The 25,712-nt window shown below is 42.6% G+C and carries 25 protein-coding genes; all 25 read left to right on the top strand.

Going from position 1 to position 25,712, the window contains the following annotated elements; all coding sequences use genetic code 11:
- Positions 1 to 32 precede the first annotated feature (32 nt).
- Positions 33 to 260: a helix-turn-helix transcriptional regulator gene (locus BUC45_RS10495; RefSeq protein ID WP_028308208.1), complete on the top strand. Its 228-nt coding sequence runs from the start codon at positions 33 to 35 to the stop codon at positions 258 to 260.
- A 76-nt stretch (positions 261 to 336) separates the two neighbouring features.
- Positions 337 to 741: a BREX-3 system P-loop-containing protein BrxF gene (brxF, locus tag BUC45_RS10490; protein WP_296972189.1), complete on the top strand. Its 405-nt coding sequence runs from the start codon at positions 337 to 339 to the stop codon at positions 739 to 741.
- Positions 742 to 755: 14 nt separating this feature from the next.
- Positions 756 to 4,445: a DUF6079 family protein gene (locus tag BUC45_RS10485; RefSeq protein ID WP_296972187.1), complete on the top strand. Its 3,690-nt coding sequence runs from the start codon at positions 756 to 758 to the stop codon at positions 4,443 to 4,445.
- A gap of 12 nt (positions 4,446 to 4,457) precedes the next feature.
- Positions 4,458 to 6,998 carry a DNA methyltransferase gene (locus BUC45_RS10480; protein WP_296972184.1) on the top strand — a complete coding sequence of 847 codons (2,541 nt, stop codon included), beginning with the start codon at positions 4,458 to 4,460 and terminating at the stop codon, positions 6,996 to 6,998.
- 8 nt (positions 6,999 to 7,006) lie between these two features.
- The gene (locus BUC45_RS10475) at positions 7,007 to 7,579 is read left to right on the top strand and encodes a hypothetical protein (protein ID WP_296972182.1); all 573 of its coding nucleotides are present in this window, start codon (positions 7,007 to 7,009) and stop codon (positions 7,577 to 7,579) included.
- 9 nt (positions 7,580 to 7,588) lie between these two features.
- Positions 7,589 to 7,741, top strand: coding sequence for a hypothetical protein (locus BUC45_RS10470; RefSeq protein WP_296972180.1), 153 nt, complete (start codon positions 7,589 to 7,591; stop codon positions 7,739 to 7,741).
- Positions 7,731 to 7,904 (top strand): hypothetical protein, encoded by a 174-nt coding sequence (locus tag BUC45_RS10465; protein ID WP_296972178.1) that lies wholly within the window; start codon positions 7,731 to 7,733, stop codon positions 7,902 to 7,904. The genes BUC45_RS10470 and BUC45_RS10465 overlap by 11 nt, the downstream gene beginning before the upstream one ends.
- A 3-nt stretch (positions 7,905 to 7,907) precedes the next feature.
- On the top strand, positions 7,908 to 10,577 hold the full coding sequence (locus BUC45_RS10460) for a helicase-related protein (RefSeq protein ID WP_296972175.1): 2,670 nt from the start codon (positions 7,908 to 7,910) through the stop codon (positions 10,575 to 10,577).
- Positions 10,578 to 10,581: 4 nt separating this feature from the next.
- Positions 10,582 to 12,027, top strand: a complete 1,446-nt coding sequence (locus BUC45_RS10455; RefSeq protein WP_296972174.1) for a PglZ domain-containing protein — start codon at positions 10,582 to 10,584, stop codon at positions 12,025 to 12,027.
- Positions 12,028 to 12,732 carry a hypothetical protein gene (locus BUC45_RS10450; RefSeq protein ID WP_296972172.1) on the top strand — a complete coding sequence of 235 codons (705 nt, stop codon included), beginning with the start codon at positions 12,028 to 12,030 and terminating at the stop codon, positions 12,730 to 12,732.
- Between the two features lie 453 nt (positions 12,733 to 13,185).
- The gene (gene istA, locus BUC45_RS10445; protein WP_296972170.1) at positions 13,186 to 14,658 is read left to right on the top strand and encodes an IS21 family transposase; all 1,473 of its coding nucleotides are present in this window, start codon (positions 13,186 to 13,188) and stop codon (positions 14,656 to 14,658) included.
- Positions 14,651 to 15,337, top strand: coding sequence for an ATP-binding protein (locus tag BUC45_RS10440; RefSeq protein WP_296972169.1), 687 nt, complete (start codon positions 14,651 to 14,653; stop codon positions 15,335 to 15,337). Before istA ends, BUC45_RS10440 begins: the two co-directional genes overlap by 8 nt.
- Positions 15,338 to 15,601: 264 nt before the next feature.
- The gene (locus BUC45_RS10435) at positions 15,602 to 16,153 is read left to right on the top strand and encodes a P27 family phage terminase small subunit (protein ID WP_003515999.1); all 552 of its coding nucleotides are present in this window, start codon (positions 15,602 to 15,604) and stop codon (positions 16,151 to 16,153) included.
- Complete coding sequence (locus BUC45_RS10430; protein WP_281742712.1) at positions 16,153 to 16,335, top strand: hypothetical protein; 183 nt, start codon at positions 16,153 to 16,155, stop codon at positions 16,333 to 16,335. Before BUC45_RS10435 ends, BUC45_RS10430 begins: the two co-directional genes overlap by 1 nt.
- Positions 16,310 to 17,608: a site-specific DNA-methyltransferase gene (locus tag BUC45_RS10425; protein ID WP_296972167.1), complete on the top strand. Its 1,299-nt coding sequence runs from the start codon at positions 16,310 to 16,312 to the stop codon at positions 17,606 to 17,608. Before BUC45_RS10430 ends, BUC45_RS10425 begins: the two co-directional genes overlap by 26 nt.
- A 5-nt stretch (positions 17,609 to 17,613) precedes the next feature.
- On the top strand, positions 17,614 to 18,867 hold the full coding sequence (locus BUC45_RS10420; protein ID WP_296972166.1) for a site-specific DNA-methyltransferase: 1,254 nt from the start codon (positions 17,614 to 17,616) through the stop codon (positions 18,865 to 18,867).
- A 116-nt stretch (positions 18,868 to 18,983) separates the two neighbouring features.
- Positions 18,984 to 19,676, top strand: coding sequence for a virulence factor (locus BUC45_RS10415; protein ID WP_296972164.1), 693 nt, complete (start codon positions 18,984 to 18,986; stop codon positions 19,674 to 19,676).
- Positions 19,669 to 20,004 carry a hypothetical protein gene (locus BUC45_RS10410; RefSeq protein ID WP_023062550.1) on the top strand — a complete coding sequence of 112 codons (336 nt, stop codon included), beginning with the start codon at positions 19,669 to 19,671 and terminating at the stop codon, positions 20,002 to 20,004. The genes BUC45_RS10415 and BUC45_RS10410 overlap by 8 nt, the downstream gene beginning before the upstream one ends.
- Entirely contained in the window at positions 20,001 to 20,231 is a 231-nt protein-coding gene (locus BUC45_RS10405) for a DUF4314 domain-containing protein (RefSeq protein ID WP_038289639.1), read from the top strand. Before BUC45_RS10410 ends, BUC45_RS10405 begins: the two co-directional genes overlap by 4 nt.
- A 141-nt stretch (positions 20,232 to 20,372) precedes the next feature.
- A complete protein-coding gene (locus tag BUC45_RS10400; RefSeq protein ID WP_296972162.1) occupies positions 20,373 to 21,272 on the top strand; it encodes an amidoligase family protein in 900 nt (299 codons plus the stop codon).
- 62 nt (positions 21,273 to 21,334) lie between these two features.
- Positions 21,335 to 21,802: a gamma-glutamylcyclotransferase family protein gene (locus BUC45_RS10395; protein ID WP_296972159.1), complete on the top strand. Its 468-nt coding sequence runs from the start codon at positions 21,335 to 21,337 to the stop codon at positions 21,800 to 21,802.
- A gap of 3 nt (positions 21,803 to 21,805) precedes the next feature.
- On the top strand, positions 21,806 to 22,000 hold the full coding sequence (locus BUC45_RS10390; protein ID WP_296972158.1) for a DUF5049 domain-containing protein: 195 nt from the start codon (positions 21,806 to 21,808) through the stop codon (positions 21,998 to 22,000).
- A 54-nt stretch (positions 22,001 to 22,054) separates the two neighbouring features.
- Positions 22,055 to 23,707, top strand: coding sequence for a terminase TerL endonuclease subunit (locus tag BUC45_RS10385; RefSeq protein WP_366750179.1), 1,653 nt, complete (start codon positions 22,055 to 22,057; stop codon positions 23,705 to 23,707).
- The gene (locus BUC45_RS10380; protein WP_296972154.1) at positions 23,704 to 25,026 is read left to right on the top strand and encodes a phage portal protein; all 1,323 of its coding nucleotides are present in this window, start codon (positions 23,704 to 23,706) and stop codon (positions 25,024 to 25,026) included. The genes BUC45_RS10385 and BUC45_RS10380 overlap by 4 nt, the downstream gene beginning before the upstream one ends.
- Complete coding sequence (locus tag BUC45_RS10375; RefSeq protein WP_008409538.1) at positions 24,965 to 25,693, top strand: head maturation protease, ClpP-related; 729 nt, start codon at positions 24,965 to 24,967, stop codon at positions 25,691 to 25,693. Before BUC45_RS10380 ends, BUC45_RS10375 begins: the two co-directional genes overlap by 62 nt.
- Positions 25,694 to 25,712 lie beyond the last annotated feature (19 nt).

The raw sequence follows: 25,712 nt of genomic DNA, 5'->3' as shown, positions 1-25,712 counted from the left end.
GCTATAAATATAGGACGATGGAGGTGAAATACGTGCCGGTAAGCTACAAAAAGCTGTGGAAACTGTTGATCGATAAAGACATGAAGAAAAAAGACCTTTGTAAAGCAGCAGGCATAAGTTCATCGTCTATAGTTAAGCTCAGCAAAAATGAGAATGTGACTACCGGAGTACTGGTCAAGATTTGCAAGGCGCTTAACTGTGATATCGGAGATATCATGGAAATTGTTGATGGGCCGGATGAACAGCGCGACTGCAGGTAAGATAGCGTGACTAGAATAGAAAGAGAGTGGGGTTTGCTTGGGTACGTTAATAAAGAGTTCTCAATTCAGTAAAAAAATGCTTGAGAAAACAAATACACCGATTATACTTTGCTCTTCTGCGCCAAGATTGAAAAAGATTATTGCCGAAGCTGGTTATCAAGAGCTCAGACTTAATGGATTATTGGCTGAAGCCCTTGTAAAAAAAGATGCAGCTATCAGGCCGCAGTTTGTTAGCGATGAAGCGATAAGAATTGTATCGTCCATACAAGGCCCGATTTTTCTGACAGACTACGAAATGCTGTTTGACCCGAGGTACAGCATTGATGTTATCAGATTTTTTTATGAGCTGTCACGCAGAGCAAAAATTGTTATAAAGTGGTGCGGCACGTTGGACGATAACCACTTGGTATATGCAACACCGGCTTATAGGGATTTTCATTCATATAACATTCATGACTATGATATAACTTGTGTAATCTGAGGGGGGTTATTTTGATGAAATACGCAGATTTGATAAACTTCAATCCAATCGAAAGCATTATCCAGCTTACGGCGGCTAATGACAAGAAAGAAGCAATAAATCTGGTTAAAAGCTATGTCATGTCCGATGATATGGCGGACAAGCTAACCAATAATATGCTTTCACAGCTTCGGTTAGATGATGTGGTAGACAATAAAGGTGTTTTGCTGGTAGGTAACTACGGTACAGGTAAATCGCACCTTATGTCGGTCATTTCTTCAATAGCATACGATGCCGAAAACCTTGACTATGTACAAAACAAAAAGTTTGCCGAGGCTGCCAGGATCATTGCGGGGAAGTTTGAAGTCCTGCGTATTGAAATAGGCGCATCAAAAATGTCTCTCAGGAACATCATCCTGACAAAAGTAAAGCAGGATTTTGCTGAACGTGGGCTCATCTTTGACTTCCCTGATGAAAAGGATATTATCTCAAATAAAGATGTGCTCCTGACCATGATGGATTTGTTTTCATCCAAATATCCCGACAAAGGATACCTGATTGTGGTGGATGAGTTCCTCGACTATCTTGGCGGCCGTAAAAGCCAGGAGATTAAGCTCGACCTAGGCTTCATGCGCGAGCTGGGAGAAATTATTAAAACTTCCCGTTTAAGAGCTATTTTCGGAGTACAGGAAAAACTTTTTGATAACCCCAGCTTTTCATTTGTATCCAATACTTTAAACCGTGTAAAGGATAGGTTTGAGCAAGTCATCATTCGTAAGGAAGATACGGCCTATGTTGTATCTGAAAGAATACTGAAGAAGACTCCTGAACAGAAGGCGCTGATCCGTGAGCACTTGCAAAAGTTCTGCAGTCTGTATACCAATATGTCGGAGCGCATGGAGGAATACGTTGACCTGTTCCCTATTCATCCTTCATACATTGAAGTTTTTAACAAGATTTACATTATTGAGAACCGTCATATACTTAAAAACATTTCGGAGATCATCAGGCGGATACTTGACGATGAAATCACTGATGAATCTCCCGGCATTGTATCATTTGACAGCTACTGGTCTTTTATAAAGGAAAATTTTTCATATAGAACAGACGCCAATATTAAAGAAGTCGTTGAAAAGAGCGGCATGCTTGAGGATATCGTCAACCGTTCATTTCCAAAACGCCTTTATAAGCCTTTGGCCTTGCAGATAATATATGCTTTAAGCGTACATAGATTAACCACCGGTGACATCAGTATCCGTGCAGGGCTTACCGCAGAAAACCTCAGGGATGATCTTTGCCTGTATTTAAAAGGTATGCCAGACCAAAGTTCGGATACTTTGCAATCTATCATTCAAACGGTCCTGAAGGATATAATGACTACTGTCAGCGGGCAGTTTATTGAACATAATGCAGATAACGGACAATACTATTTGGACTTGAAAAAAGACATCGACTACGACGAAAAAATCACGCAAAGAGCGGCTATCATGGATGATGACAGTCTTAATAGCTATTTTTATGATGTAGTTTATTATTGCTTAGAGTGGGATCAGAAAGAATACGTTGATAATTTTAAAATATATGAACATCGGTTGAACTGGGTGTCTCACGGTATTTTCCGTTCAGGCTACCTATTCTTTGGCACACCTGAATCGCGTCCGACTGCTCAGCCGCCGGAGGACTATTACATATACTTTATTCCTCCCTATGGCAATGAGAGCTATACGGATGACAAGAAGGACGATGAGGTCTTTTTCCTGTTTAAGCCCAACGAAGACTTCAAGAACACGCTAAAGTTATATGGTGCCGCTCAAATACTGAAAGATTTGGCCGAAGAAAAAAATAAGCCTGCCTATCAAAACAAGGCTGAAGTTTTCAAGAAAAAGCTGACGAAATACCTTAGCGAAAATAAGAATACTTGCTTTGAAGTAATCTATAAGGGCGAAAAGAAGCAACTGCTGGAAGTAATGAAGGGACAATATAAGAGCACAAACCCATTCAAAGAAACCATTGATCTGGTTGCTTCCATCTGTTTGGATGAATACTTTACGAAAAAGTATCCTGAGATGCCGAAATTCAAAATTCAGATTACGCACCGCAACCGGGCAGATATTATCCGGGCGGGCATTGACAGGTTTGCTGGTCGAAAGAACCAACAGGCAAACGCCTTGCTGGAAAGTTTTGATTTACTTGACGGAGAAAAGATTACCGTGCAAAACTCCAAGTATGCACAACATTTTATCAAAGAGCTGGAAAAGATTCCTGCCAAGGCAGTTATCAATTTCAGTGATATTTACACTGAAGTTCAAAACAAAGATGAATATTATATAGACAAGCGGTTCGGAGTCAGTTATGCTCTTTTGCCGATTGTCTTGCTTGCATTGGTTCATACAGGCCATGCCGTCATTGCTTTAAGGAACGGCACTACCCTGACTGCTTCCGATTTGGAAACGTTGCCCAAGATATCAGCCCTTGATATCTATGAGTTTAAGTACATTTCCAAGCCGAAGGACATGCAGCTGGCAGAGCTGGTCAAGCTGTATGAGCTGCTGGAGCTCCCTGTGGGTCTTATCAACAATCCTGCCCAGCGGGAGGACGGGCTTGAACGGTTGCTGGCCAAAGCCCAGGAGATGGCTAATATTGCGGTTAGGGCCAACAGCAAGCTAAACGGGGAATTTGAACTTTGGGGCGAACCGCTGATTGCCGATCATCTTGCTTCGGATTACAAGGCTTCCGCCAAGAGAGTGCTGGATATATTTGGCAACTTCCAGAGCAGGTTCAACACCGTGGCCAAGCTCAATAACTTTAATTATACCATGGAACAGATTGAGCAGCTTGGCAAAGATATCACGGCCTCAAAAATTGTTCTGGAATACGAAAAGTTCAGGAACGACTGCCTTGCCAATGTCAATTACATGATGAATTTGGAACGTATGGAGCTTGGTGCTGCCTTAAGAGCAGAGATTGAGGCCGCCAAGGAAAGCTTCCGCAAGATTCGGGACGACATACCGCAGGATATGAGCGGCGAGGCTTCCGCAGCGGATGTAAACAATCTGCTTGCTAAAGTCAAGAACCAGTATATTGACATTTACTTTGCAGAGCATCAGAAAAAACGTCTTGGGGTTTCCGACGGCCAGCGCAAGGGCGAACTGGTCGGCTCGGCAAAACTGGCTAATCTGAAGCGCTTGAAAGCAATAAGCAATGTTTTTTCGACATCCAAACTGGACAGCATTGAAAAGGATCTGGCCGGGTTAAAAGTCTGCTATGAGCTGACTCCTGATATGCTGAAAACGAACCATTTCTGCACGAAATGCAATTTTCTCATGGGTGAAGCCGATATTCCGGTAAAAGGCAGGCTTGACGAGATTGAAGACCGGATTGACAGTCTGCTTGCCGAATGGACAAATACCCTGTTTAATACGGTTACGGACCCAACCCTTGAAGAACAGAAACAGTATCTAAGTCCGGAACAGCGGGCTGCTATTGATGCATTTATTAAAACCAAAGTATTGCCTGAAAAAATTGACCATTTCTTTATCAATGCGATTGAGGATTTATTGAAGGGTTTTGAGCCTGTCGCCATTGCGGCCGACGAACTCATTGACAAGCTCGGTGCGCTCGGGCCGTGCGATATTGATACATTCCAGCACAAACTAAAAGATCTGTTGGATAGCTATACCAAGGGCAAGGATAAAGATAAACTGCGTATTATTGTAAAAAGATAAGGAGAGACCGGTATGAAACTGACTAAAGAAGATATTGACAAAGTAAGGCATATTGAGGGCTTTCCTATAGGCAAGGACGAGGATATTATTGCTTTATCCAATCCTCCTTACTATACAGCATGCCCTAACCCGTTTATTGAGGATTTTATAAAAGAACATGGCAAACCTTATGACGAAGCGACTGACGATTATCATAGGGAACCTTTTGCTGCGGATGTGAGTGAAGGTAAGTATGATGCGATATATAAACTACACCCATATCATACAAAGGTTCCTCATAAAGCAATAATGAGATATATCCTGCACTATACTAATCCTGGAGATATTGTACTTGATGGATTTTGTGGAACAGGTATGGTAGGAATTGCAGCGCAAATGTGTGGATGCCCTGATGCAGAATTTCAATTAGCAGTTGAATCAGAGAAAAAACATATCACTTGGGGAGCTCGTGCTGCTATAATAAGTGATTTATCTCCAGCTGCAACATATATTTCTATGCAATATAATTTGCCTATAAAAAATATCTCTGAATATTGGAAAAGGGCGGAAACGATACTTGATCGATGCCGTAAAGAGTGTGCATGGATGTATCAAACTATTCATTCATATGAAGATAACAATATTAATGAGCTAACCTCTGAACAATCTAAAGGCGAAATAAATTACGTAATATGGTCAGATGTGTTCATCTGTCCAAATTGTGGAGAAGAACTTGTTTTTTGGAATACTGCTGTAGATATTGAGAAAGGAAAGGTAAAAGATAAGTTTAAATGTCATTTTTGTGGAATGAAAGTAAGAAAAAATGATTGTGAACGTGCTCAGGAATTATATTTTGACACAATAACTCAATGTACTTATAACTTATCTAAGCAAGTACCAGTAAGAATAAATTATACTTATGCAGGAAAAAGATATGAAAAAGAACCTGATCAATATGATTTTGACCTGATCAATAAGATAAATAATATGTCTGTTGATTATTGGATTCCTACAGACGAATTGCCTGCAGGTTATAATACAGAACAGCCAAAAAAGTCTCATGGATTAAGTAAGATTCACTTATTTTATACTAAAAGAAATTTGATAACTTTAGCTTATTTTTATCACCAAATTGACATGTTGGATGAAATTGGGTTTGCTCTAACCAAAGTTGCAAGTCATTTGACAAAACAATATAGACTTACCTATATGAATGGTTGCTGGGGAGCTGGCGGTGGTCCGATGTCTGGTACGCTATATATTCCTTCATTAATTAAAGAATTAAATATGCTGAGTTTTATTGAAGAAGCAGTTAGATTGCAGGAACGACGCCAGTTTAAGTCTTCAAATGTTCTTATATCTACCCAATCTGCAACGGATATGTCACAAATTTTGAATAATAGTGTTGATTATATTTTTACTGATCCACCTTTTGGTGAAAATTTAATGTATTCCGAACTGAATTTTATATGGGAATCATGGTTAAATGTCAAAACTAACAATAAACAAGAAGCTATTGTGAACAAAATTCAATCTAAGGGTTTAATGGAATACCAAGATTTAATGACACAATGTTTCAAAGAATATTTTAGAGTGTTAAAACCTAATAGATGGATAACAGTTGTGTTTCACAATTCAAAAAATGCTGTATGGAATTCCATCCAAGAAAGTATACAAAGAGCGGGATTTATTATTGCTGATGTAAGAACTTTAGATAAAAAACACAGTAGCTTTAAGCAAGTAACTTCACAAGTTACAATTAAGCAAGACCTTGTAATTTCAGCATATAAACCCAAAGATAGGTTTAAGCGTGAGTTCGTATCTCATGCTGGAAGTGAAGAAACAGCATGGAGTTTTGTGCGACAGCACCTTGAAAAGCTTCCTGTTGTTGTTGTCAAGAACGGAAAGATTGAACTAATAGCAGAACGCCAGGCATTTCTGCTCTATGACCGCATGGTGGCGTATCATATTATGAACGGAATAGCTGTTCCATTAGACGCAACAGACTTTTATAAAGGTTTGGACGAAAGGTTCCTGAAGCGTGACGGAATGTACTTCCTTGCCGATCAGGTCAACGAATATGACACCGCCCGTATCATAAACGATGTGGAGCCGGTTCAGTTTGAGCTTTTTGTCACCAACGAAAAGTCTGCTATTGCCTGGCTTTACCAGCAGCTTGAAACACCGCAGACATATGCCGAACTGCAGCCAAAATTCATGCAGGAAATAAAAGCATGGGACAAGTTTGAAGCAAGACCTGAGTTGGCAGTATTACTTGAAGAAAATTTCCTGCAGGACGATAGGGGCAGATGGTATATTCCAGACATTACAAAAGCTGCCGATGTGGCCAAGCTCCGCGAAAAGAAATTGCTTAAAGAATTCGAGGGCTATTTAGCCACAAAAGGCAAGCTTAAACTATTCCGTACCGAAGCAATCAGGGCGGGCTTTGCTAAGCTCTGGGTCGATAAGAATTATAAGCTGATTGTCGAAACAGCAGAGCGCTTGCCGGAAAGTGTTATCCAAGAGGATGATAAGCTGCTTATGTACTATGATTTAAGTTTGGGGAGGATTTAGGTGACTGTATGTCTGAGGTGCAGAAGGCTAAAGAAGTTGAAAAAGTTATGAGCAAAGAAGAACTAGAGCAGCAAGCTGTTACACTATATCGTCATGTTAAAGAGATTAGCAAAATGAAATACGAAAGCGAGCTTCGACGTGAGGACTCCCTTATCCAACAATCAAGCCAAATGCAGACAGCTTTTTCTTTTATGACAGCGGCATTATTCATGGCTGCTCCTATTTTGATTGAACACAGAGGCAGTTTGTCACTTAATTTTTTCTTTATTGCATTTTCATCAATCGTTTTCTTTCTTCTTCTCAGTCTTGTTTTTGCATCTTTGGCACAAAGAAGGCGAAAATATAATGCATTTATGGATATAGCTGAAATTGAGAAATATGTTTCAGAGCATTGGGAGCAAACTTTGCTGGAATCTCAGCAACTTAAACAGTGGGTTGATTTAGTTGGAAGAGTTCAGAAAAGCAAAGCAGATGGGAATGATGAGCGGGTTACTCTGATACGTCTGTCAATGGCAAGCTTTTTTGCTTCAATTGCAGGAATAGCATTTTGGTATATTGTAGCTATTTGTAAAATGATTTGAGGTGAAAAAATGAGTTTATCAAGAAGTGCTTCAAATAATAATTCCGGTAAGGATACTTCAAACCCCATGAAGCAAGTTCAAACTACGCAAATCCCAACGAAGGAACAGCGTGATGATGGGTATAAACGGCCAATATTAGGAGGGAAAAAGCATGGAAAGTAACCATAAACAAGATATTATTCCTGAAGATAGCAAATCCAATCAGAATACTATTCCTCAGAATATTGTTAATCCTATGAAATTAGTTCAAACTACATCCATCCCTACAAAGCTTGAATTTGCAGAGGATCAGAAGAAGAATAATAATAACTCAGGAGGAAAATGAACCGTGCCTTTTATAGGAGATTACGTTTTTGATAAAACCAAAAATGAGCGTGTGCAGATATTGGATGTCAGCGAAGTATGGGGCTTTGTGTCTTACAAGGTGTTTAATAATTCTACCGGGACAGTTTATAAGTTATCCGCTGATGACATTTGCGCCGAAGTACCCGAAGAAAATTTTAATGAGAGCTATCTTCGGTATGTTGCCATGCTTTCAAAAATCAAGAACGAAACCTCCGAAGGCATCCTGTCAAAGCTATCGAGCGGCATCATTCCTTTGCCGCATCAGCTGCATGTTCTTAACAGGGCTTTATCAAACAATAATGTGAGATACATATTGGCGGATGAAGTGGGTCTCGGAAAAACTATTGAAGCAGGACTTATTATCAAAGAGCTGAAGACCAGGGGGCTTATCAAGCGGATACTAATTGTCTGTCCTACCGGTCTGGTAACTCAATGGAGTTTGGAAATGCAGGACAAGTTTAACGAGAAGTTCCATGTTATCCTGCCGGAGGATTATGACACCATTCGTAAGATAACTGGAAATGAGGACGTTTATGGGCAGTTTGATCAGGTTATCTCACCCATGGATTCTATCAAGCCCTTGGAAAGACGGGTTGGCTGGACGGAAGAAAAGATCGCCCAATACAATGAGGAACGGATTTATTCCATCATCAACAGCGGCTGGGATTTGGTCGTGATTGACGAGGCCCATAGGGTTGCCGGGAGTTCAGGGGAAGTAGCCAGATACAAGCTTGGCAACCTCCTGGCTGCAGCCAGCCCTTACCTGCTGTTGCTGACTGCTACACCCCATAATGGCAAAACGGAGCCGTTTTTGCGGCTTATACGCCTGGTTGATGAAAAGGCCTTCCCCAATATCAATGCCATTGTTAAAGAGCAGGTAGCTCCTTATGTTATAAGGACTGAAAAGCGTGAAGCCATAGACAATAACGGCAATAAGCTTTTTAAGAATCGAACTACCAGGGCTATTGAATTGCACTGGGACGAACGGCATTCCATGCAGCGCAGGCTGTATGAAATGGTGTCGGATTACGTTTCCAAAAATTATAACAAGGCAATGCGCAACCGCGGCAAAAACATGTGGTTCGTATTCCTGCTCATTATGATGCAGCGTCTGGTCACCAGCAGCACAAGCGCCGTCCGGGAAAGTATGGAACGGCGTGTTAAAGTCCTGGAAGAGCAAGCATTCAAGTATCAATCCATGTCCGAAGAAGAATTTGCAGAGATGGAATTGGAAGAAAACATGGAGGATGCCATTGCTGCCATTTCTCTGGACATCAAAGAAGAAATTGCCCAGCTTAACGATATCATTGCAGTTGCCAAGCAGGCAGAGTTCCAATATCTTGATGTCAAAGTTGAGCCGTTGCTTGAAATTATCGATGACTTATTTGCTGAGGACCGGCAAAGAAAGGTTATCATTTTTACGGAATTTGTGGCGACACAAAGCTACCTTGTAAAGCTGTTGAAAGACAGGAGGTATTCAACATCCATTCTCAACGGCAGCATGAGTATTGAGGAACGGAATGCCGTGCTGCAGGAGTTTAAAACGGAAACGGACATCCTTATTTCGACCGATGCCGGTGGTGAGGGCCTAAACCTGCAGTTTTCCAACTGCATTATTAACTATGACCTGCCCTGGAATCCGATGAAGATAGAGCAGCGTATCGGGCGTGTTGACCGTATCGGGCAGCAAAGAGATGTGATAGTTTATAATTTTATTCTGGCTGATACTGTTGAAAACCGTGTAAAAGCTGTGTTGGAAGAAAAGCTTTCCGTTATACTTAAAGAGATTGGCATCGACAAGTATTCTGATGTGCTTGACAGTGAAACCGCTGAGCTTAACTTTACGGATGCTTATATGAAATCAATCCGCAATCCTAAAAATATTGAGTTAAACATTCGTCCGGTTGAGGAGGATTTGAAAAAGCAGGTTCAAAATACCATGCGTATAAAAGACCTCATAAAGGAAGAAAAAGACCTTACCTCAATGATTGGGACAGGATCTGCTTTTGACTTTGAAGCTGCATTGCGGCAGATGGTCACATACTATGAAAACTATAAGGGCAATCCCTACTTGCCTATCGAGAATTTCAGCATCAATGACCCTGTGATTGTTGGCCACCTGAACAAGGAAATCGAGCAAGACTTGGGAGGTCAGCTTTTAAATGTTTCAATAAAAGATTTTCCGAATGAAAAGGGCTACTTTATGCTGTGGCGGATATCACTTACTCCTGACAGCCAGGGGCAGAAGATTATCCCAATTTTCATTAACCAGGATTTTATCCTGCGTCCTATGGCGGGTAAGAAAATATGGGAGGCTATTCTTGACAAAGACAGGGTTATTACTGTTTGCGAAGGGGAAAAGATCGATATAGAAACTCAGAATAAGCTCCGTACAGCGTCACAGGAATTTGCCTACGACACTTTCTTAACGCTGAAAGCAGAACTGGAAAAAAGAAATGAAGAAACATACAGAAAGTATTTGTATGCTTTGAACCTGCGCATCGAGGCTGCGCAGCGGATAGGGATCGAAAATATCAGGAAGCACAAACTTATGGCTTTAAGCCGGGAAAAGGCAGAGATAGAAGCAAATTACCAGGCGGGCAAGAAATTCTGTCCTGACTTTAAGCCAGTATTGATAGTACATATGGAGTGAAATTATGATAGAGAAACGGATAGCAGAGCTTTTTTCAATTCAATATGAAAAGCGGTTGCTGATATTTGATACCAGCGGATTTTGTGCTGCTTTTGATTATACCAGGCTGCTTATTTCTCAGAATTTTGAGGTCATCCAGTATGAGGATATTGAAACATTCCGGCTAAGGTATGAGCAAGAAATAAGGAATTCTGATAATAAATATGCGGTTATTGTTTATTCTGACATATATGTGCCATACGATATAAGGAAACAGTTTTTTGAGGTTGAAATTTCTCTCAGAAGCATATTTCCGAAACTTCATGAAGATACGGTGCGCCGGTATATTAAAGACATTGACTTGATTAGCTTTGCCTATGAGGAGCTTTATTCGTCCTGTGACACCAGGGAAAAGACTGAAAAATTTATTTCAGATACGGTCTTTTCAAAGGGAAATATAAAAAACTATTGTGAGATATTGATAAAAAACCTCTTGCCTTCCGGCGATAAATCTGGTATTACTGCAAATGGCTGGATTGAGATTGCCCGTAAAAAGGCCTTGATTGATTATTACGCTGCAAAAGCAAATATCATAATCGATACGAGTTTTGTTGACGCGGAATTTGAAAAGTTTATATTTGATGGCTATCAAAAGCTTTCCGGTGAGACCAACAAACATGCTCCTGCGATTTTGCCGAAAGTGATTGATTTCATAGCACATGGGAAGACTGCTCTTATTGTCGTGGATGGGATGTCTTTGTTTGATTTTGAAGTTATCTCGCGATATTGGGAAGGCATTGACTATGAGTATCAATGTACTTATGCTCTAATACCAACGACGACAGCTATTTCAAGGCAAGGCCTGCTCAGTGGGAAGTATCCCCGTGAGTTGGAAGACCCTTTCTCTTTAAGCCAGGAAGAAAAAGGTTTTTTGGAGGCTGCCAAGAACAAGGGGTATACCAAACAGCAAAGCTTATATGCCAAGGGCTACAATCCGCCCATCAGCCATTTTACCAAGTTTATGGCTATTATCATCAATGATATAGATGATTTAGTTCACGGTCAAAAGCAAGGTCGTGTAGGGATGTATAATGATGTTTCCTTATGGGCAAAAAGTGGTAAGTTACAAACGTTGATTAAAGATTTGTATGCACAGGGTTTTAATATTTATATAACATCCGACCACGGTAATACCCCATGCATCGGAGCAGGAGCTATTCGTGATGTTGGCGTTGAGGTTGAAACTAAATCCAAGAGGATGTTTGTACTGAAAGATTTTGCAGAAGATAAAGACTCCTTTGGAGATAAAGTTGTGACTTATCCGGGATATTACTTGGATAAAGACTATAAATACTACGTCTGCGAGTCAGGCGTTTCTTTTGATAATAAGAATGAAGAAGTAATGACACACGGGGGCATCTCCATTGACGAGGTAATTGTCCCATTCATTAAAGTAAAGGCGGTAATTTAGATGGCAAAGATTGTTGGACTGTCCCGTTCCATTAAATTGGAATGGCTCAATAAAACTGTAGAACTCGTACTAGAGGGTAAGGACGAAACTCAAATTAAAGATGAGTTAAACGAATACTTGCTCTTTGAAATAAAGAGCCCGACTAACCTCAGAAAGACGAGGGAAATCCTCATGAATATATGGGTGAGGACTCCTGAGGAGCTTTCAACTTTAAAACAGCAAGCTTTAGAAGCTTATAAGGATGAGAAGTCGAACAAACTGGCATTGCATTGGAGCATGATGCTGGTTGCTTACCCTGTATTCTGTGATGTCTGTGCTTTAATAGGCAAGCTCACTAACATCCAGGATACATTTACGACATCCTGGCTTAAAGAAAAGCTGTTTGAAATGTGGGGAGAACGGACTACACTGTTTCATTCCAGCGATAAGATATTGCAAACCTTAAAGCTGATTGGGGCCATCGAAAATGAGAAGGTTGGGGTATATCGAATAAAAAAGTACCCGGTTACCGATGTAAAAACCATACAGGTGTTGCTGTTGGCCATCCTTCACTTAAGGGAAAGAGCCTACTATGAAATTGCAGAGCTGTCTTCGGTACCCCAGGCTTTTCCGTTTGAATACACTGTTTCACTCGAATGGCTACATGACTCAGACTTATTTACCTTAAGTAACTTTGGTGGCAAAATTGTGTTAACAGTGGATTAATTAGCAGTGGAGAAATTATCTTCTCTCCCTAGTATAGAAGGAGTTGTATTAGGAGATTCACATATAAAAGGTACACCAAATTTATGATGCTGATTGCAACTGCAAGGAAAGATTGAAGAAAGTAAATTGGTAATGTATTATAGAAAGAGTTAATGAAAAGAAATATCATTATGTTTTTGTTTATTCAGTTTTATTTTTATTCAATTATTGCCATTACAAGGTATGCGATTATAACACTATTAATTGTAATTTGTGTAATGTTTAAATGTTTGACCCTGAAATGACGTGAACATAAAAATCCAATAAAATCTATAGTCATTAACACCCAAACGGGTGTTTTTTATTTATATATAATTAAGTCTGGTTTATAAACCCCAGACAAGGAGGTGATGCCTATGCTTGTACTGATAAAAATATTCTGGCTTTAATAACAACCAAAGGAGGAAATTAAAAATGATCGGCATTGAACAATACCGAAAAATCCAGGAGTACAAAGCACTTGGACTTGCTCAGACAAAAACCGCAAAAGCACTGGGGATAACCTATTCTTCTGTCAGCAAATACTGGAATATGAGCGAAGAAGATTATGTAAGGGAAGCTGAAAAGGAAAGGTACCACATGGATAACTATCGTCAGTACATACTGGAACATTTGAAAATTTGTCCACAAATGAGGGATACAAACATCTATCTCAAATTGGTGGAGGCCTTCCCTGATCTACAAGTTAAACGAGCTACATTCTACCGCTATATGAAAGCCTTAAGGGAACAGCACGGTTATCCGCATGCCAGTAAACGTAAAACCTCACCCCGTGAAATTTCTCCACCGGGATATGAAGCGCAGGCGGATTTTGGTCAATACAAACTTAAGGATATGTACGGGCGAATTGTACGAATATATTTCTTTTCCATGGTTCTGAGTTATAGCAGAATGAAATTTGTTTATTTTTCACCGGATCCCTTTACAACCAAAACAGCCATTAAAGCTCATAACTATGCATTCCAATATTTTGGAGGAAGAACACAGACTATTCTTTATGACCTTGACCGTGTCTATGTAGTCAGCGAAAATCTGGGGAATATCATATTCGTACCCGCCTTTGAAGAATATGTTAAGCGTATAGGTTACAGTGTTTCGCTATGTAGACCAAGAGATCCTCAAAGTAAAGGCAAGGTTGAAGAGGTGATTGGATACATAAAGCAAAGTTTTCTTGAGGGCAGGATATACACCGGAATTGATTGCCTTAACAGTGCTGCCCTTGCATGGTTGGATAGGGAAGGCAACGGGCGAATACATACTGTGACCAGAAAAGTGCCGCGTGAAATGTTCATGGAAGAGCAAAAATACCTGCTCCATGTCAAACCTTATTCCGAAGTATCAAGCACTGTTGCCTCCTTTGATAAGGATGGAGTGGTAAATTATAAAGGCAACCGTTATCTGATTAATACAGATATGATGGATGCTCATATACGCATTCGCATTGAAGATGATGGTGAAATGCTTTTGTTCTATGATGCTGAAACAAATGATTTATTGGCTAAATATCCAGTCACAGAAGATACCGGGCAGTTGTTCAAACCAGAAGAAAATTACAGCAGAGACAGGGTTTCTTTAACCATCATAAAACAATATTTTGCAGAATACGAAATAGCTCAGGAATTCATTCGCCGGATGGAGCAGCAACAGCCGAAATATTTTAATACACATTGCATTCGATTATACCGGATGACAAAGTTTTATACAATTGGACAATTGCTTGATGGAATAGAATACTGCATTGATAATGAACGTTGCAGCGCCTATGAACTTTTGGCTTATCTCATGTATCAGTACGGAGAGCATATAGCTAAGAAGTTTTTGCCGAATCAGCAGTATTTTAACCATTTGGCGAGGAGTAAAGAAATAAGGAGGGAAATCAATGGCTGATATAACAGAAATCCGTGAATTGGCCCAAAAGCTCAACCTTTGGAATATCGCAAGGGGATACATTGATTTGAACGATGAGAAACTATCAAACCTTGACTATCTTAAGATGGTGTTAGAAAAAGAATTGGAGATTAGGGCCAGACAAAAACACACCAAGCTGAGGAAGGCAAGTAAGCTTCCAAACAAAGCATTTGACGCATCGAACTCAAACAAGGGCTTAAAATGGCAGATTAAACAGTTATCCAACCTGACATGGCTTAAGAAAGAGCAAAACTTAATCCTGCTGGGAAAATGCGGGACGGGTAAGACCGGTCTTGCAGCGCAACTTGGAGAAACTGCAATCAGCAATGGATATAAAACCTATTATGCGCCTTTTGATAATTTTATCGCAGTGGCAGAAAAGAAAGCCACAAATCCAAAAGCAGAAGCGATCTTTTCTTATATGCAGGAATGTGACTTAATTATTATTGATGATGTCTTTTATGTGGAACCAACCAGGGCAGAACTGCAGGTTTTCTACCGGGCAGTTACCTTTCTTAATGAAGCCAGAAGCATTATTTTTATAACCAATCGTGAACTGTCAGCATGGATAGATGCAGTTGAAGACAAGCACCTTTGCCAGACTTTATTGGACAGAATGACGGTCAATTGTCAAATTGTTCGTCTGACTGACAAGTAAATAAAAACACTCACTTCTTTTTTAACAGGGGCAAATACCTCGTTTGAAAACAATGCCGAAAAACGGCTTAAAATAGATGCAAAAAATCTCACGAAATTCAAAGAACTGCTTAACTTTTGAGATTTTCTGCAGTTTATAGGGTAGGGGGGTCTAAATCTCTACAGTTTTTTACCCCGGAAACGGGCGGGGGGTCACGCGCGAAAAATCGCAGTTTCAAACGGGGTATATCCCCTGTTTATTTTTACATGAATCGAGGTGATGTGTATGGCAAAGGACGGTACCAACCGCGGCGGGGCACGTATTGGTGCAGGACAGAAGAAAAAGCCTCTGGCGGATAAGATTTTGGAAGGAAACCCCGGCAGACGAAAGCTCATGGTAATGGAGTTTACGGATGCTGCGGAACTGGAAGGAGAGAGCATGCCGCCGCCGAGGGATTATCTTGCTGCAAAGCAGAAGAACGGAAAAACAACACTGGCGGTGGAAATATACGAAAAAACATGGCAGTGGCTTAAGGAACGCAGGTGTGTTCACCTTATCCCTGCGCAGCTTATAGAGCAATATGCCCAGAGTGTGGCGCGGTGGATCCAGTGCGAGGAATGTATCACTGAATTTGGCTTTCTTGCTAAGCATCCGACGACTGGCAATGCCATCCCGTCACCTTATGTGGCTATGAGTCAAAGCTTCATGAAACAGGCCAATAACCTGTGGTATCAAATTTATCAAGTCGTGCGGGAAAACTGTGCTACCGAATACAAGGGGGCCACTCCCCACGACGATGTGATGGAAAAACTCCTGACAGCCAGGAGGGGTGGCTGATGAAAAAATCAAAGTCAAGCTTTCTTAGAGAACTGAGAAAATACAAAGACCATTTAACGAGGCAACAGTTTAAAACCCTGCGGGGACAAGTATTAAACGGAGATTGTGTAGGTGCTAAAAAGGGCCTTGAGAAAATATTGAACAGGAGAATGCAAGATGAACATACAAAAAATCTCAGTTGATAAACTTAATCCTGCAAAATATAATCCGCGCAAGGATTTAAAACCTGGCGATAAGGAATATGAAAAGCTAAAACGGTCGATAGAGGAATTTGGCTATGTGGAGCCTGTTATCTGGAACCAAAAGACCGGCAATGTGGTAGGCGGGCATCAACGCTTAAAGGTTTTGCTGGACTTGGGACAGACTGAGATAGACTGCGTTGTAGTGGATCTTGACCCGCAGAGGGAAAAAGCGCTCAATCTTGCCCTCAACAAGATTCAGGGAGAGTGGGACGAGAATAAACTGGCAGAACTGATGGCTGAACTGGACGCAGGTGCCTTTGATGTTTCGCTTACAGGATTTGACGCTTCTGAAATAGACGAACTGCTCAACCGATGGTATGCCAAGGAAGCGGTGCAGGACAGCTTTGACATAGATAAAGCACATGAGGAAATTGTGCAGCGCGAGCCGGTAACGAAGCGGGGCGATATCTGGCTTCTCGGGAATCATCGTTTGATGTGCGGCGACTCCACGAGCGAGGCTGACTTCGCAAAGCTCATGGACGGAGCGCATGCTCAAATGGCGGTTACTTCCCCTCCATATGGGGTAGGCAAAGAATATGAAAAGGCTGGGATTGAACCATGGTTCGAGACAGTACGCCCAGTGATTAGAAACCTGTGCAAGTATGCAGATATTGTCTGCTGGAACTTAGGTGATCTCTATGCTACCGGCTCTCAGTTTATTGAACCCACCAGTGTTTACAGTGTGAATATGTTTTTGGACAACGGCTACCGTCCTATATGGATCCGCATCTGGAAGAAGCAGGGGCAAAACTTCGGTGTCGGACCCTATCACCTTGTTTCCAACAAACCGGTGCAGCAGTATGAGTATATTTCAGCCTTCAGCAATAAAGGAGAGGCCGAGGAATACAACGATCAGGAATATGTATGGCTTTCAGCCTTTGCGGGACACAGTTATAAATTTGTGAAACGGCTTACAAAGGAAGAACGCAAGAAATGGGGTTATGCTGGGATATGGGAGATGACCACTGTACGGGCAAACAAGGAGCATCCTGCAATGTTCCCTGTGGAGCTTCCATGGCGGTGCATCAAAATGCACAGCGACAAAGGCGGTATTGTGCTTGAGCCGTTCTCTGGTAGCGGAACTACTATAATTGCGGCTGAACAGACCGAGCGTAAATGCTACGCAATGGAGTTATCCCCTGTTTACTGTGATTTAGCTGTTAAGCGCTGGGAGGAATTCACCGGCGAAAAAGCCGTCAAACTGGAGGGTTAAGATTTATGGATATACTGAAAATACCAGCAGAAAAATTAAAACCTTCGAAATATAACCCGCGGAAGGACTTAAAACCGGGCGATCCTGAATACGAGAAACTCCGCCGATCCATTGAAGAGTTTGGATATGTAGAGCCGGTCATATGGAATAAACGCACCGGGAATATTGTCGGCGGACATCAGCGTTATAAAGTACTTACAGCTTTGGGGTATAAGGAGATCGACTGTGTTGTAGTTGATTTGGATGAACAGCGGGAAAAGGCGCTCAATGTTGCACTGAATAAAATCAGTGGCGAGTTTGATATTCCGCTTTTGACCGATCTGCTTATGGATTTAAATGAAGATGGTTTTGACGTTTCTCTTACCGGGTTTGATGCTTCGGAAATTGATGAGTTGTTCCGTGATAAAACAACCGCTAATGTCAAAGAGGATAATTTCGATACAGAAAAGGCAATTGCAGAGATTAAAACTCCGGTTACCAAAAAGGGAGACATATGGGTACTTGGCAGCCACCGTCTGATGTGCGGTGATAGCACCATGCTTTCAGATGTGCAAAAGCTGATGAACGGACAAAAGGCGAGATTTGTTTTCACCGACCCACCCTGGAATGTTGATTACGGTTCAGATACCAGGCATCCAAGCTGGAAGCCAAGACAAATTCTAAATGACAATATGAGCACCGAAGAATTCGGCGCTTTTTTATTGCGCGCTTTTAAATGCATGAAAGAGGTTTCTGAAGCCGGATGCATGACCTATGTGGTAATGAGTGCTCAGGAATGGGGCAGTTTGATGAACGTCATGCGGGAGGCAGGGTATCACTGGTCGAGCACAATTATATGGAAAAAAGACAGCTTGGTACTATCAAGAAAGGACTATCATACCCAGTACGAGCCGATCTGGTATGGTTGGCTTGAAGGAACACGCCTTTGCCCGCTTAAAGACCGTAAACAGTCAGATGTTTGGGAGATACCCCGTCCTAAAGTATCGGAGGAACACCCTACCATGAAGCCGGTATCGCTTGTAGCAAAGGCAATGCTCAATAGTTCCCATATTGGAGATTTAACTCTTGACCTGTTCGGTGGTTCTGGTACGACAATGATTGCGGCACAGCAGACCGGGCGGGTTTGTTTTATGATGGAGCTTGACTCGAAATACTGCGATGTGATTGTAAAGCGCTATGTTTCACAATTTGGCACAGATTCAGTATTCTTGGTAACAGGTAGTGAAAAAATACCTTACGCGGAAACACAGATTGATTAAAAATGTCCTTGCTTTCCCCTCAAAACAGAGCGTTAATGTACCCCACCAAAAAGGAAAGGTGGGATTTTTTATGGGAATCAGAAATGCTTTAGCTTGTTTGAGGGGAGGTGTATGGCATGAACAATAACAGCTTTCGCTTTTCACAGAAGATTGTCGGTCAGGAGAGAAAAGCCATTGCCTCGGTCATAGCTGAAGCCCTTGAAGGCCAGGTGCGCTATGCCGGAGCACCGGAATTTTTGTATGAGATTAAAGACGAAAAATCTGCTGGCAGTTGGACGATTGACAGGGACAGTGTGGTTCACTCACCGAAAATCAGTCTCAATGAAATAAAAACCATCCGTTCAGTTATTGACACGTTGAATGTGGAGGGCTTTTCAGCAGAGGGGACCATGACAATTACTCTTTCGTTGGAGGGCTTTAGCGCGATTAGCCTTGAAAACCTAAATAATATGCTGGCCAGCAAAGAGACATTGATAAAGAAGGCGATGTTGATTGAGGGGGAACTTGTAGTCTTAGCTGAAAATGATGAGATTTCCTTCCCTTTCTGGAACGCGACTTTAAATGCTGATGAAGTGCAGACCTATATAACGCTGGCAAAGCAGATGGCAGAACAGGCAAAATTACAGAAGCGAGTACTACGAAAAGAAAAACCAACAGATAATGAAAAATATGCTTTTCGCTGTTTCCTGCTTAGATTGGGGTTTATAGGTGATAACTTCAAAACTGAACGCAAGGTGTTACTTTCAAGGCTGTCCGGTAACGGGGCGTATCGGAAAGGCAGAGCAAAGGCGGTGGACGAAAATGAATGATTTTCATAGCACCGCCTTCTTTGTCAAGCATCCGTTTAGAATAGAGGATTTAAAAGTGCCGCATCGGTATGAGACGAGGAAACGATTTGTAGTTGTAAAAACTATCGAGCTATCAAAGATTGATTATGATAACTTCGTTGCCGACCTATGTGTTGATCGCATTTTCATTGAGGAAAATAAAGGGCTTTGTCACGTTAATGAGGATGGAGTGTGGCGTTGCCTGCTGGTTAAGCAGCGGGGACGGTCTGATGGAGTGTTGGTAATGCCGGATGGTAGAGATTACCCAAAGTATGCCGCATATTATCCTGGAGAGGAGGACGAACTATGAGTGCAAGAGGCTTCCCTTCAAAAGAAACAGTCCTTCGCATTAAAGAGCAGTATCCGCCGGGAACACGTGTTGAGCTTATCTGCATGAATGATCCGTATTCTAAGCTGAAACCGGGAGACCAAGGAACAGTATCTTTCGTGGATGATATCGGAACTGTTCATATCAACTGGGACTGCGGTTCTTCTTTGGGTGTAGCCTATGGTATAGATGTGATCAGAAAGCTGTAAATGTACACAATTCAAGATGTGTAAAATTGTTCAAAATCCAGTGGAAACTCACGCAGAATTGCCTTGCTATCCTGTGTTTTCAATGGCCTAATGTACACTGCCAAAGGGCAAAAAACACAGAGAAAGCGAGGAGAAAGCGCAATGCTTACAACGAGATTTGGAATCGAGGTAGAATTGACGGGGATGACAAGAAAACAAGCGGCAAAAACTGCAGCAGCTTTTCTTGGAGGGAGGGTTGAATCCAGCGGAGATTATTACGATACCCAAAAGGTTATTGCACCGGATGGACGGATATGGAAATTCATGAGCGACGGGAGCATCCGGACTCAGAAAAAGGAAAACGGCAGGATTGTGGCGGCTGGCCGGGAATATAGCGTCGAGTTGGTAAGCCCGATACTGACATACCGCGAGGACATTGAAACCCTGCAGGAATTGATAAGGAGGCTTCGCAAGGCTGGAGGTTTTGCAAACACAAGCTGTGGAATTCATATCCATATAGACGGTGCAGACCACACACCGCGAAGCATCCGTAATTATATTAACATTATCGCCAGCAAGAATGACCTTTTCTATAAAGCATTGCAGATTGAGCCGGACAGGATGCGGTTTTGTAAAAAGATGGATGAGGCACTGGTTGAGAAGATGAATCGGCGTAAGCCCAAAACCATGGCGGCGATTGAGAGCATCTGGTACGAAGGTTACAGCGAAAGCCGAAGCACCCATTACCATAATAGCAGGTACCACTTTTTGAACCTGCACAGCTTTTTTAATGGCAATGGGACAATTGAGCTTCGAGGCTTTAACAGCGAACTTCATGCGGGAAAAATTAGAAGCTACATAGTGCTTGCCCTTGCGTTAAACCATCAGGCGTTAACGCAAAAATGCGCTTCCAGCAAGAAACCACAGGTTGAAAATGAGAAGTTTGCCATGCGGACATATCTCAACCGCATAGGACTTATTGGTGATGAGTTCAAAAACTGCCGGGAGCATCTTTGCAAACACCTTGATGGTAACGCAGCATGGCGGTTTCGGGCAGCATAGATAGACAAGCGCTGGGGGCGGATAGCCGCCCCTGCCTTGGTAAACACAAGGAGGATGATACGATGAGCAAAGAAAAAGGAACCATATATTTAGCATACGGAAGCAACCTGAATTTAAGGCAGATGGCATACCGCTGCCCAACGGCAAAAGTGCTGGGGAGTGCAAAACTCACAGGCTACCGGCTGTTATTCAGAGGCGGGAATGGCGGCGCAGTAGCGACAATAGAAAAGCAAAAAGGTGAAAGTGTACCGGTACTGCTTTGGAGAATTACACCTTATGATGAGGAAGCGCTGGACCGCTATGAAGGTTATCCGCATCTATACCGTAAAGAAACGGTTAAGGTGCGTTTCAAAGGGCAGTGGTTGTCCGCAATGGTGTATATCATGAATGAAGGCAGACCACTGGGAGCACCGAGCCGTTACTATTACGAGGTGATTCGTCAGGGATATATAGACGCGGGTTTTGATATTTCTGTTCTCAATAAAGCGGTACGCGATTCGGTTTCAGCGGCAGAGAAGTCTGAGGCGTAGGACATGGGAAACGAAAATCTGATAACTGATAAGATTTACCGGCAGATTATTGCCATACGGGACAGCGGTGCCTGCAATATGTTTGACTTGTCAAGGGTGCAGGAGGAGGCATACAAAAAGGGCTTTTATGAATTGGTGGTATTTCTTAATGAACATAAGAAAGAATATGCCGAGTTTATCCTGACAGGCAAACGATAACGTTAATAACGTAACAGGCTTCATAGAAATCCACTAACGAGAGGAACTTCATCCCTGAGGTTCCTTTTTTCTTGCTCAATTTTAGGAAAGGAGGCGGCAAAGCTGCGGAAGTTAAAACGGTATAAACCAACAAAGTTTATGGCCGAAGGTTCTCGGTACGACAAGGAAGCGGCGGATGCCGCTGTTACTTTTATAAACTGCCTGAAGCATACCAAGGGCGAATGGTATGGGATGCCTTTTGAACTCATTGACTGGCAGGAGCAGATTGTCCGGGACATATTCGGAATCTTGAAACCTAACGGATACCGGCAGTTTAACACTGCCTATATAGAAATCCCCAAAAAGCAGGGTAAGAGCGAGCTTGCAGCGGCAATCGCTTTATACCTGACCTGCGGTGATTTCGAGCATGGTGGCGAGGTTTACGGGTGTGCATCTGACCGTCAGCAGGCGTCCATCGTTTTCGACGTTGCGGTAGATATGGTGGAACAGTGTCCGGCATTAAAGTCTCGAATTAAACCAATGCTGTCGCAGAAGCGGCTTGTATATAGACCGTTGGGCAGTTTTTATCAGGTGCTTTCAGCGGAGGCATACACGAAACATGGGCTAAACGTACATGGTGTGGTATTTGACGAACTTCATGCCCAGCCAAACCGGGATCTTTATGATGTAATGCTTCACGGATCTGGCGATGCAAGAAAGCAACCGTTGTTTTTCCTGATTACAACTGCTGGCACCGACCGCAATTCCATCTGCTGGGAAGTGCATCAAAAGGCAGAGGATATTCTGCAGGGACGTAAGATAGATCCGACTTTCTACCCTGTTATCTACAGCGCAGCCGATACCGACGACTGGACAAGCGAAAAGGTATGGAGAAAGGTTAATCCGTCATTAGGCATTACAGTTGACATCGAAAAACTGAGGGTGGCTTGTGAAAATGCCAAGCAAAACCCCGCAGAGGAAAATTTATTCCGTCAGCTTCGCTTAAATCAGTGGGTGAAACAATCGGTGCGCTGGATGCCTATGGATAAATGGGATAAATGCGCCTTCCCCGTCGATACGGAAAGCTTGCGCGGGAGAACCTGTTATGGCGGACTTGATTTATCCAGCACAACGGACATCACAGCCTTTGTTCTCGTGTTTCTGCCGCTTGATGAATCGGACAAATATCAGATCCTGCCTTTTTTCTGGATACCGGAGGAGAACATCGACCAGCGTGTGCGGAGAGATCATGTACCGTATGATGTCTGGGAGAGGCAGGGCTTTTTATATACCACCGAGGGTAACGTGGTGCATTACGGTTTTATCGAAACCTTTATTGAGGAACTCGGTATGAAATATAACATTAAGGAAATAGCCTTTGACCGCTGGGGCGCAATTCAGATGACGCAAAACCTCGAGGCTTTGGGGTTTACGGTTGTTCCATTCGGTCAGGGTTTCAAGGATATGTCGCCGCCTACAAAAGAGTTGATGAAGCTGACATTGGAAGAACGCATCGCCCATGGTGGTAATCCAGTACTGCGGTGGATGATGGACAATATCTATGTCAAAACCGATCCCGCCGGAAACATTAAGCCGGATAAAGAAAAATCCACCGAGAGAATAGATGGTGCGGTAGCGTTAATTATGGCGCTTGACCGCGCGTTAAGGCATGACGGGGATGAACGCAACGGATCAATTTATGATGAAAGGGGGCTGTTGATTATATGAGTGTATTTTCCCGTTTGTTCAAAGCAAGGGATAAGCCGAAAAACAGCCTGTTCGGTAATGCATATAGTTTTTTCTTCGGCGGCACATCCAGCGGAAAGACTGTAAATGAGCGGACTGCTATGCAGACAACTGCAGTGTATGCCTGTGTAAGGATACTTGCAGAAGCCATCGCCGGGCTTCCGCTTCATGTGTACCGCTATAAAGAAGACGGTGGCAAAGAAAAAGCGTTGACCCACCCGCTCTATTATTTACTCCATGACGAACCAAACCCTGAGATGACTTCATTCGTGTTCCGAGAAACACTGATGAGTCATCTTCTTTTATGGGGAAATGCTTACGCTCAAATTATTAGGGACGGTTCCGGACGAGTGCTGGCGCTTTATCCACTTTTGCCAAACAAAATGACGGTAGACAGGGCTCCAAACGGAGAATTGTTTTACACTTATCGGCGCGACAGCGATGAGAGTAGGGTTAATCCAAAAGCAGGCCTTATATACCTACGAAGTGATGAGGTTCTTCACATCCCGGGACTCGGTTTTGACGGACTGATCGGATACTCCCCTATTGCTATGGCTAAGAACGCCATAGGCATGGCTATTGCCTGTGAGGAGTATGGTGCATCCTTTTTTGCCAACGGAGCAAATCCGGGTGGCGTTCTGGAACATCCTGGCGTATTAAAGGATCCGGCAAAGGTACGAGAAAGCTGGAACGCTGTTTATCAAGGAAGTGCCAATGCTCATCGCATTGCAGTTCTGGAAGAGGGAATGAAGTTTCAACCAATCGGCATTCCACCCGAACAGGCACAGTTTTTAGAGACAAGAAAGTTTCAGATAAATGAAATTGCTCGGATATTCCGAGTACCTCCCCATATGGTTGGAGATCTTGAAAAGTCAAGCTTTTCAAACATCGAACAGCAATCTCTGGAATTTGTTAAATACACGCTTGACCCGTGGGTGGTGCGTTGGGAACAGGCTCTCCAAAAAGCGCTGCTTTTACCATCAGAGAAGCGGGCATACTTTGTCAAATTCAATGTAGATGGCCTTCTGCGCGGTGATTATGCAAGCCGCATGAATGGTTATGCTGTAGCTCGCCAGAACGGCTGGATGTCTGCTAACGATATCCGTGAGCTTGAGGACATGAACCGGATTCCGGCGGAGTTGGGCGGAGATCTGTATCTTGTTAACGGTAACATGACCAGGCTTGCCGATGCAGGTGCATTTGCAGGCAAAAACAATGCTGAAACGGAGGGATCAAAAGTTGAACAAATCACAAAAACCAAAACCGGTTCGCCGCTTCTGGAACTGGATACAAAACGATGATGGCAGCCGGACATTATATATTGACGGCCCAATAGCTGAAGAAAGCTGGCTGGGAGACGAAGTAACTCCCAAACAGTTCAAATCAGAGCTGTTGTCCGGAGAGGGTGATATAACGATCTGGATCAACAGCCCTGGCGGAGATATATTTGCAGCTAATCAAATTTACAACATGCTTATGGATTACAAAGGCAAAGTGACGGTAAAGATTGACGGTATTGCAGCCAGCGCCGCTTCGGTCATAGCTATGGCCGGAGGTGACGTCTTTATGTCACCAGTCAGCATGATGATGATTCACAACCCTATGACAATAGCCATCGGTGATACAGAAGAAATGGAGAAAGCTATCGCAATGCTGGAAGAAATAAAGGAATCTATCATCAACGCTTATGAGCTGAAAACCGGACTTTCCAGGGCAAAAATATCGCACCTAATGGATGCAGAAAGCTGGTTTAACGCAAGAAAAGCGGTGGAACTTGGCTTTGCCGATGGAATCTTGTTTATGGAGGATGAATCATTCCCATCCGAATTTGAAGTATCAGGAGGAATGATCTTCAGTAGGCAGGCAGTAACAAATTCCATCCTGCAAAAGCTTAAACCAAAAGAAAAACCAAAAGGAACGCCAATTGAGTCGCTTGAAAAGCGGCTTTTTCTACTTTTACCCCACTAAATCTGCGATTTAGCGGGGA

This window comes from Tepidanaerobacter sp. EBM-38, assembly GCA_001896545.1.
Taxonomy (GTDB): Bacteria; Bacillota; Thermosediminibacteria; order Thermosediminibacterales; family Tepidanaerobacteraceae; genus Tepidanaerobacter.
Note: the sequence above shows the minus strand (reverse complement) of the source record. Positions and strands in the feature narration are given on the sequence as shown.

Excerpts from the sequence above, each read along its gene's own strand:
- brxF (WP_296972189.1), top strand. The coding sequence starts at position 337 with ATGCTTGAGAAAACAAATACACCGATTATACTTTGCTCTTCTGCGCCA.
- BUC45_RS10485 (WP_296972187.1), top strand. The coding sequence starts at position 756 with ATGAAATACGCAGATTTGATAAACTTCAATCCAATCGAAAGCATTATC.
- BUC45_RS10480 (WP_296972184.1), top strand. The coding sequence starts at position 4,458 with ATGAAACTGACTAAAGAAGATATTGACAAAGTAAGGCATATTGAGGGC.
- BUC45_RS10475 (WP_296972182.1), top strand. The coding sequence starts at position 7,007 with ATGTCTGAGGTGCAGAAGGCTAAAGAAGTTGAAAAAGTTATGAGCAAA.
- BUC45_RS10470 (WP_296972180.1), top strand. The coding sequence starts at position 7,589 with ATGAGTTTATCAAGAAGTGCTTCAAATAATAATTCCGGTAAGGATACT.
- BUC45_RS10465 (WP_296972178.1), top strand. The coding sequence starts at position 7,731 with ATGGAAAGTAACCATAAACAAGATATTATTCCTGAAGATAGCAAATCC.
- BUC45_RS10455 (WP_296972174.1), top strand. The coding sequence starts at position 10,582 with ATGATAGAGAAACGGATAGCAGAGCTTTTTTCAATTCAATATGAAAAG.
- BUC45_RS10450 (WP_296972172.1), top strand. The coding sequence starts at position 12,028 with ATGGCAAAGATTGTTGGACTGTCCCGTTCCATTAAATTGGAATGGCTC.
- istA (WP_296972170.1), top strand. The coding sequence starts at position 13,186 with ATGATCGGCATTGAACAATACCGAAAAATCCAGGAGTACAAAGCACTT.
- BUC45_RS10440 (WP_296972169.1), top strand. The coding sequence starts at position 14,651 with ATGGCTGATATAACAGAAATCCGTGAATTGGCCCAAAAGCTCAACCTT.
- BUC45_RS10435 (WP_003515999.1), top strand. The coding sequence starts at position 15,602 with ATGGCAAAGGACGGTACCAACCGCGGCGGGGCACGTATTGGTGCAGGA.
- BUC45_RS10430 (WP_281742712.1), top strand. The coding sequence starts at position 16,153 with ATGAAAAAATCAAAGTCAAGCTTTCTTAGAGAACTGAGAAAATACAAA.
- BUC45_RS10425 (WP_296972167.1), top strand. The coding sequence starts at position 16,310 with ATGAACATACAAAAAATCTCAGTTGATAAACTTAATCCTGCAAAATAT.
- BUC45_RS10420 (WP_296972166.1), top strand. The coding sequence starts at position 17,614 with ATGGATATACTGAAAATACCAGCAGAAAAATTAAAACCTTCGAAATAT.
- BUC45_RS10415 (WP_296972164.1), top strand. The coding sequence starts at position 18,984 with ATGAACAATAACAGCTTTCGCTTTTCACAGAAGATTGTCGGTCAGGAG.
- BUC45_RS10410 (WP_023062550.1), top strand. The coding sequence starts at position 19,669 with ATGAATGATTTTCATAGCACCGCCTTCTTTGTCAAGCATCCGTTTAGA.
- BUC45_RS10405 (WP_038289639.1), top strand. The coding sequence starts at position 20,001 with ATGAGTGCAAGAGGCTTCCCTTCAAAAGAAACAGTCCTTCGCATTAAA.
- BUC45_RS10400 (WP_296972162.1), top strand. The coding sequence starts at position 20,373 with ATGCTTACAACGAGATTTGGAATCGAGGTAGAATTGACGGGGATGACA.
- BUC45_RS10395 (WP_296972159.1), top strand. The coding sequence starts at position 21,335 with ATGAGCAAAGAAAAAGGAACCATATATTTAGCATACGGAAGCAACCTG.
- BUC45_RS10390 (WP_296972158.1), top strand. The coding sequence starts at position 21,806 with ATGGGAAACGAAAATCTGATAACTGATAAGATTTACCGGCAGATTATT.
- BUC45_RS10380 (WP_296972154.1), top strand. The coding sequence starts at position 23,704 with ATGAGTGTATTTTCCCGTTTGTTCAAAGCAAGGGATAAGCCGAAAAAC.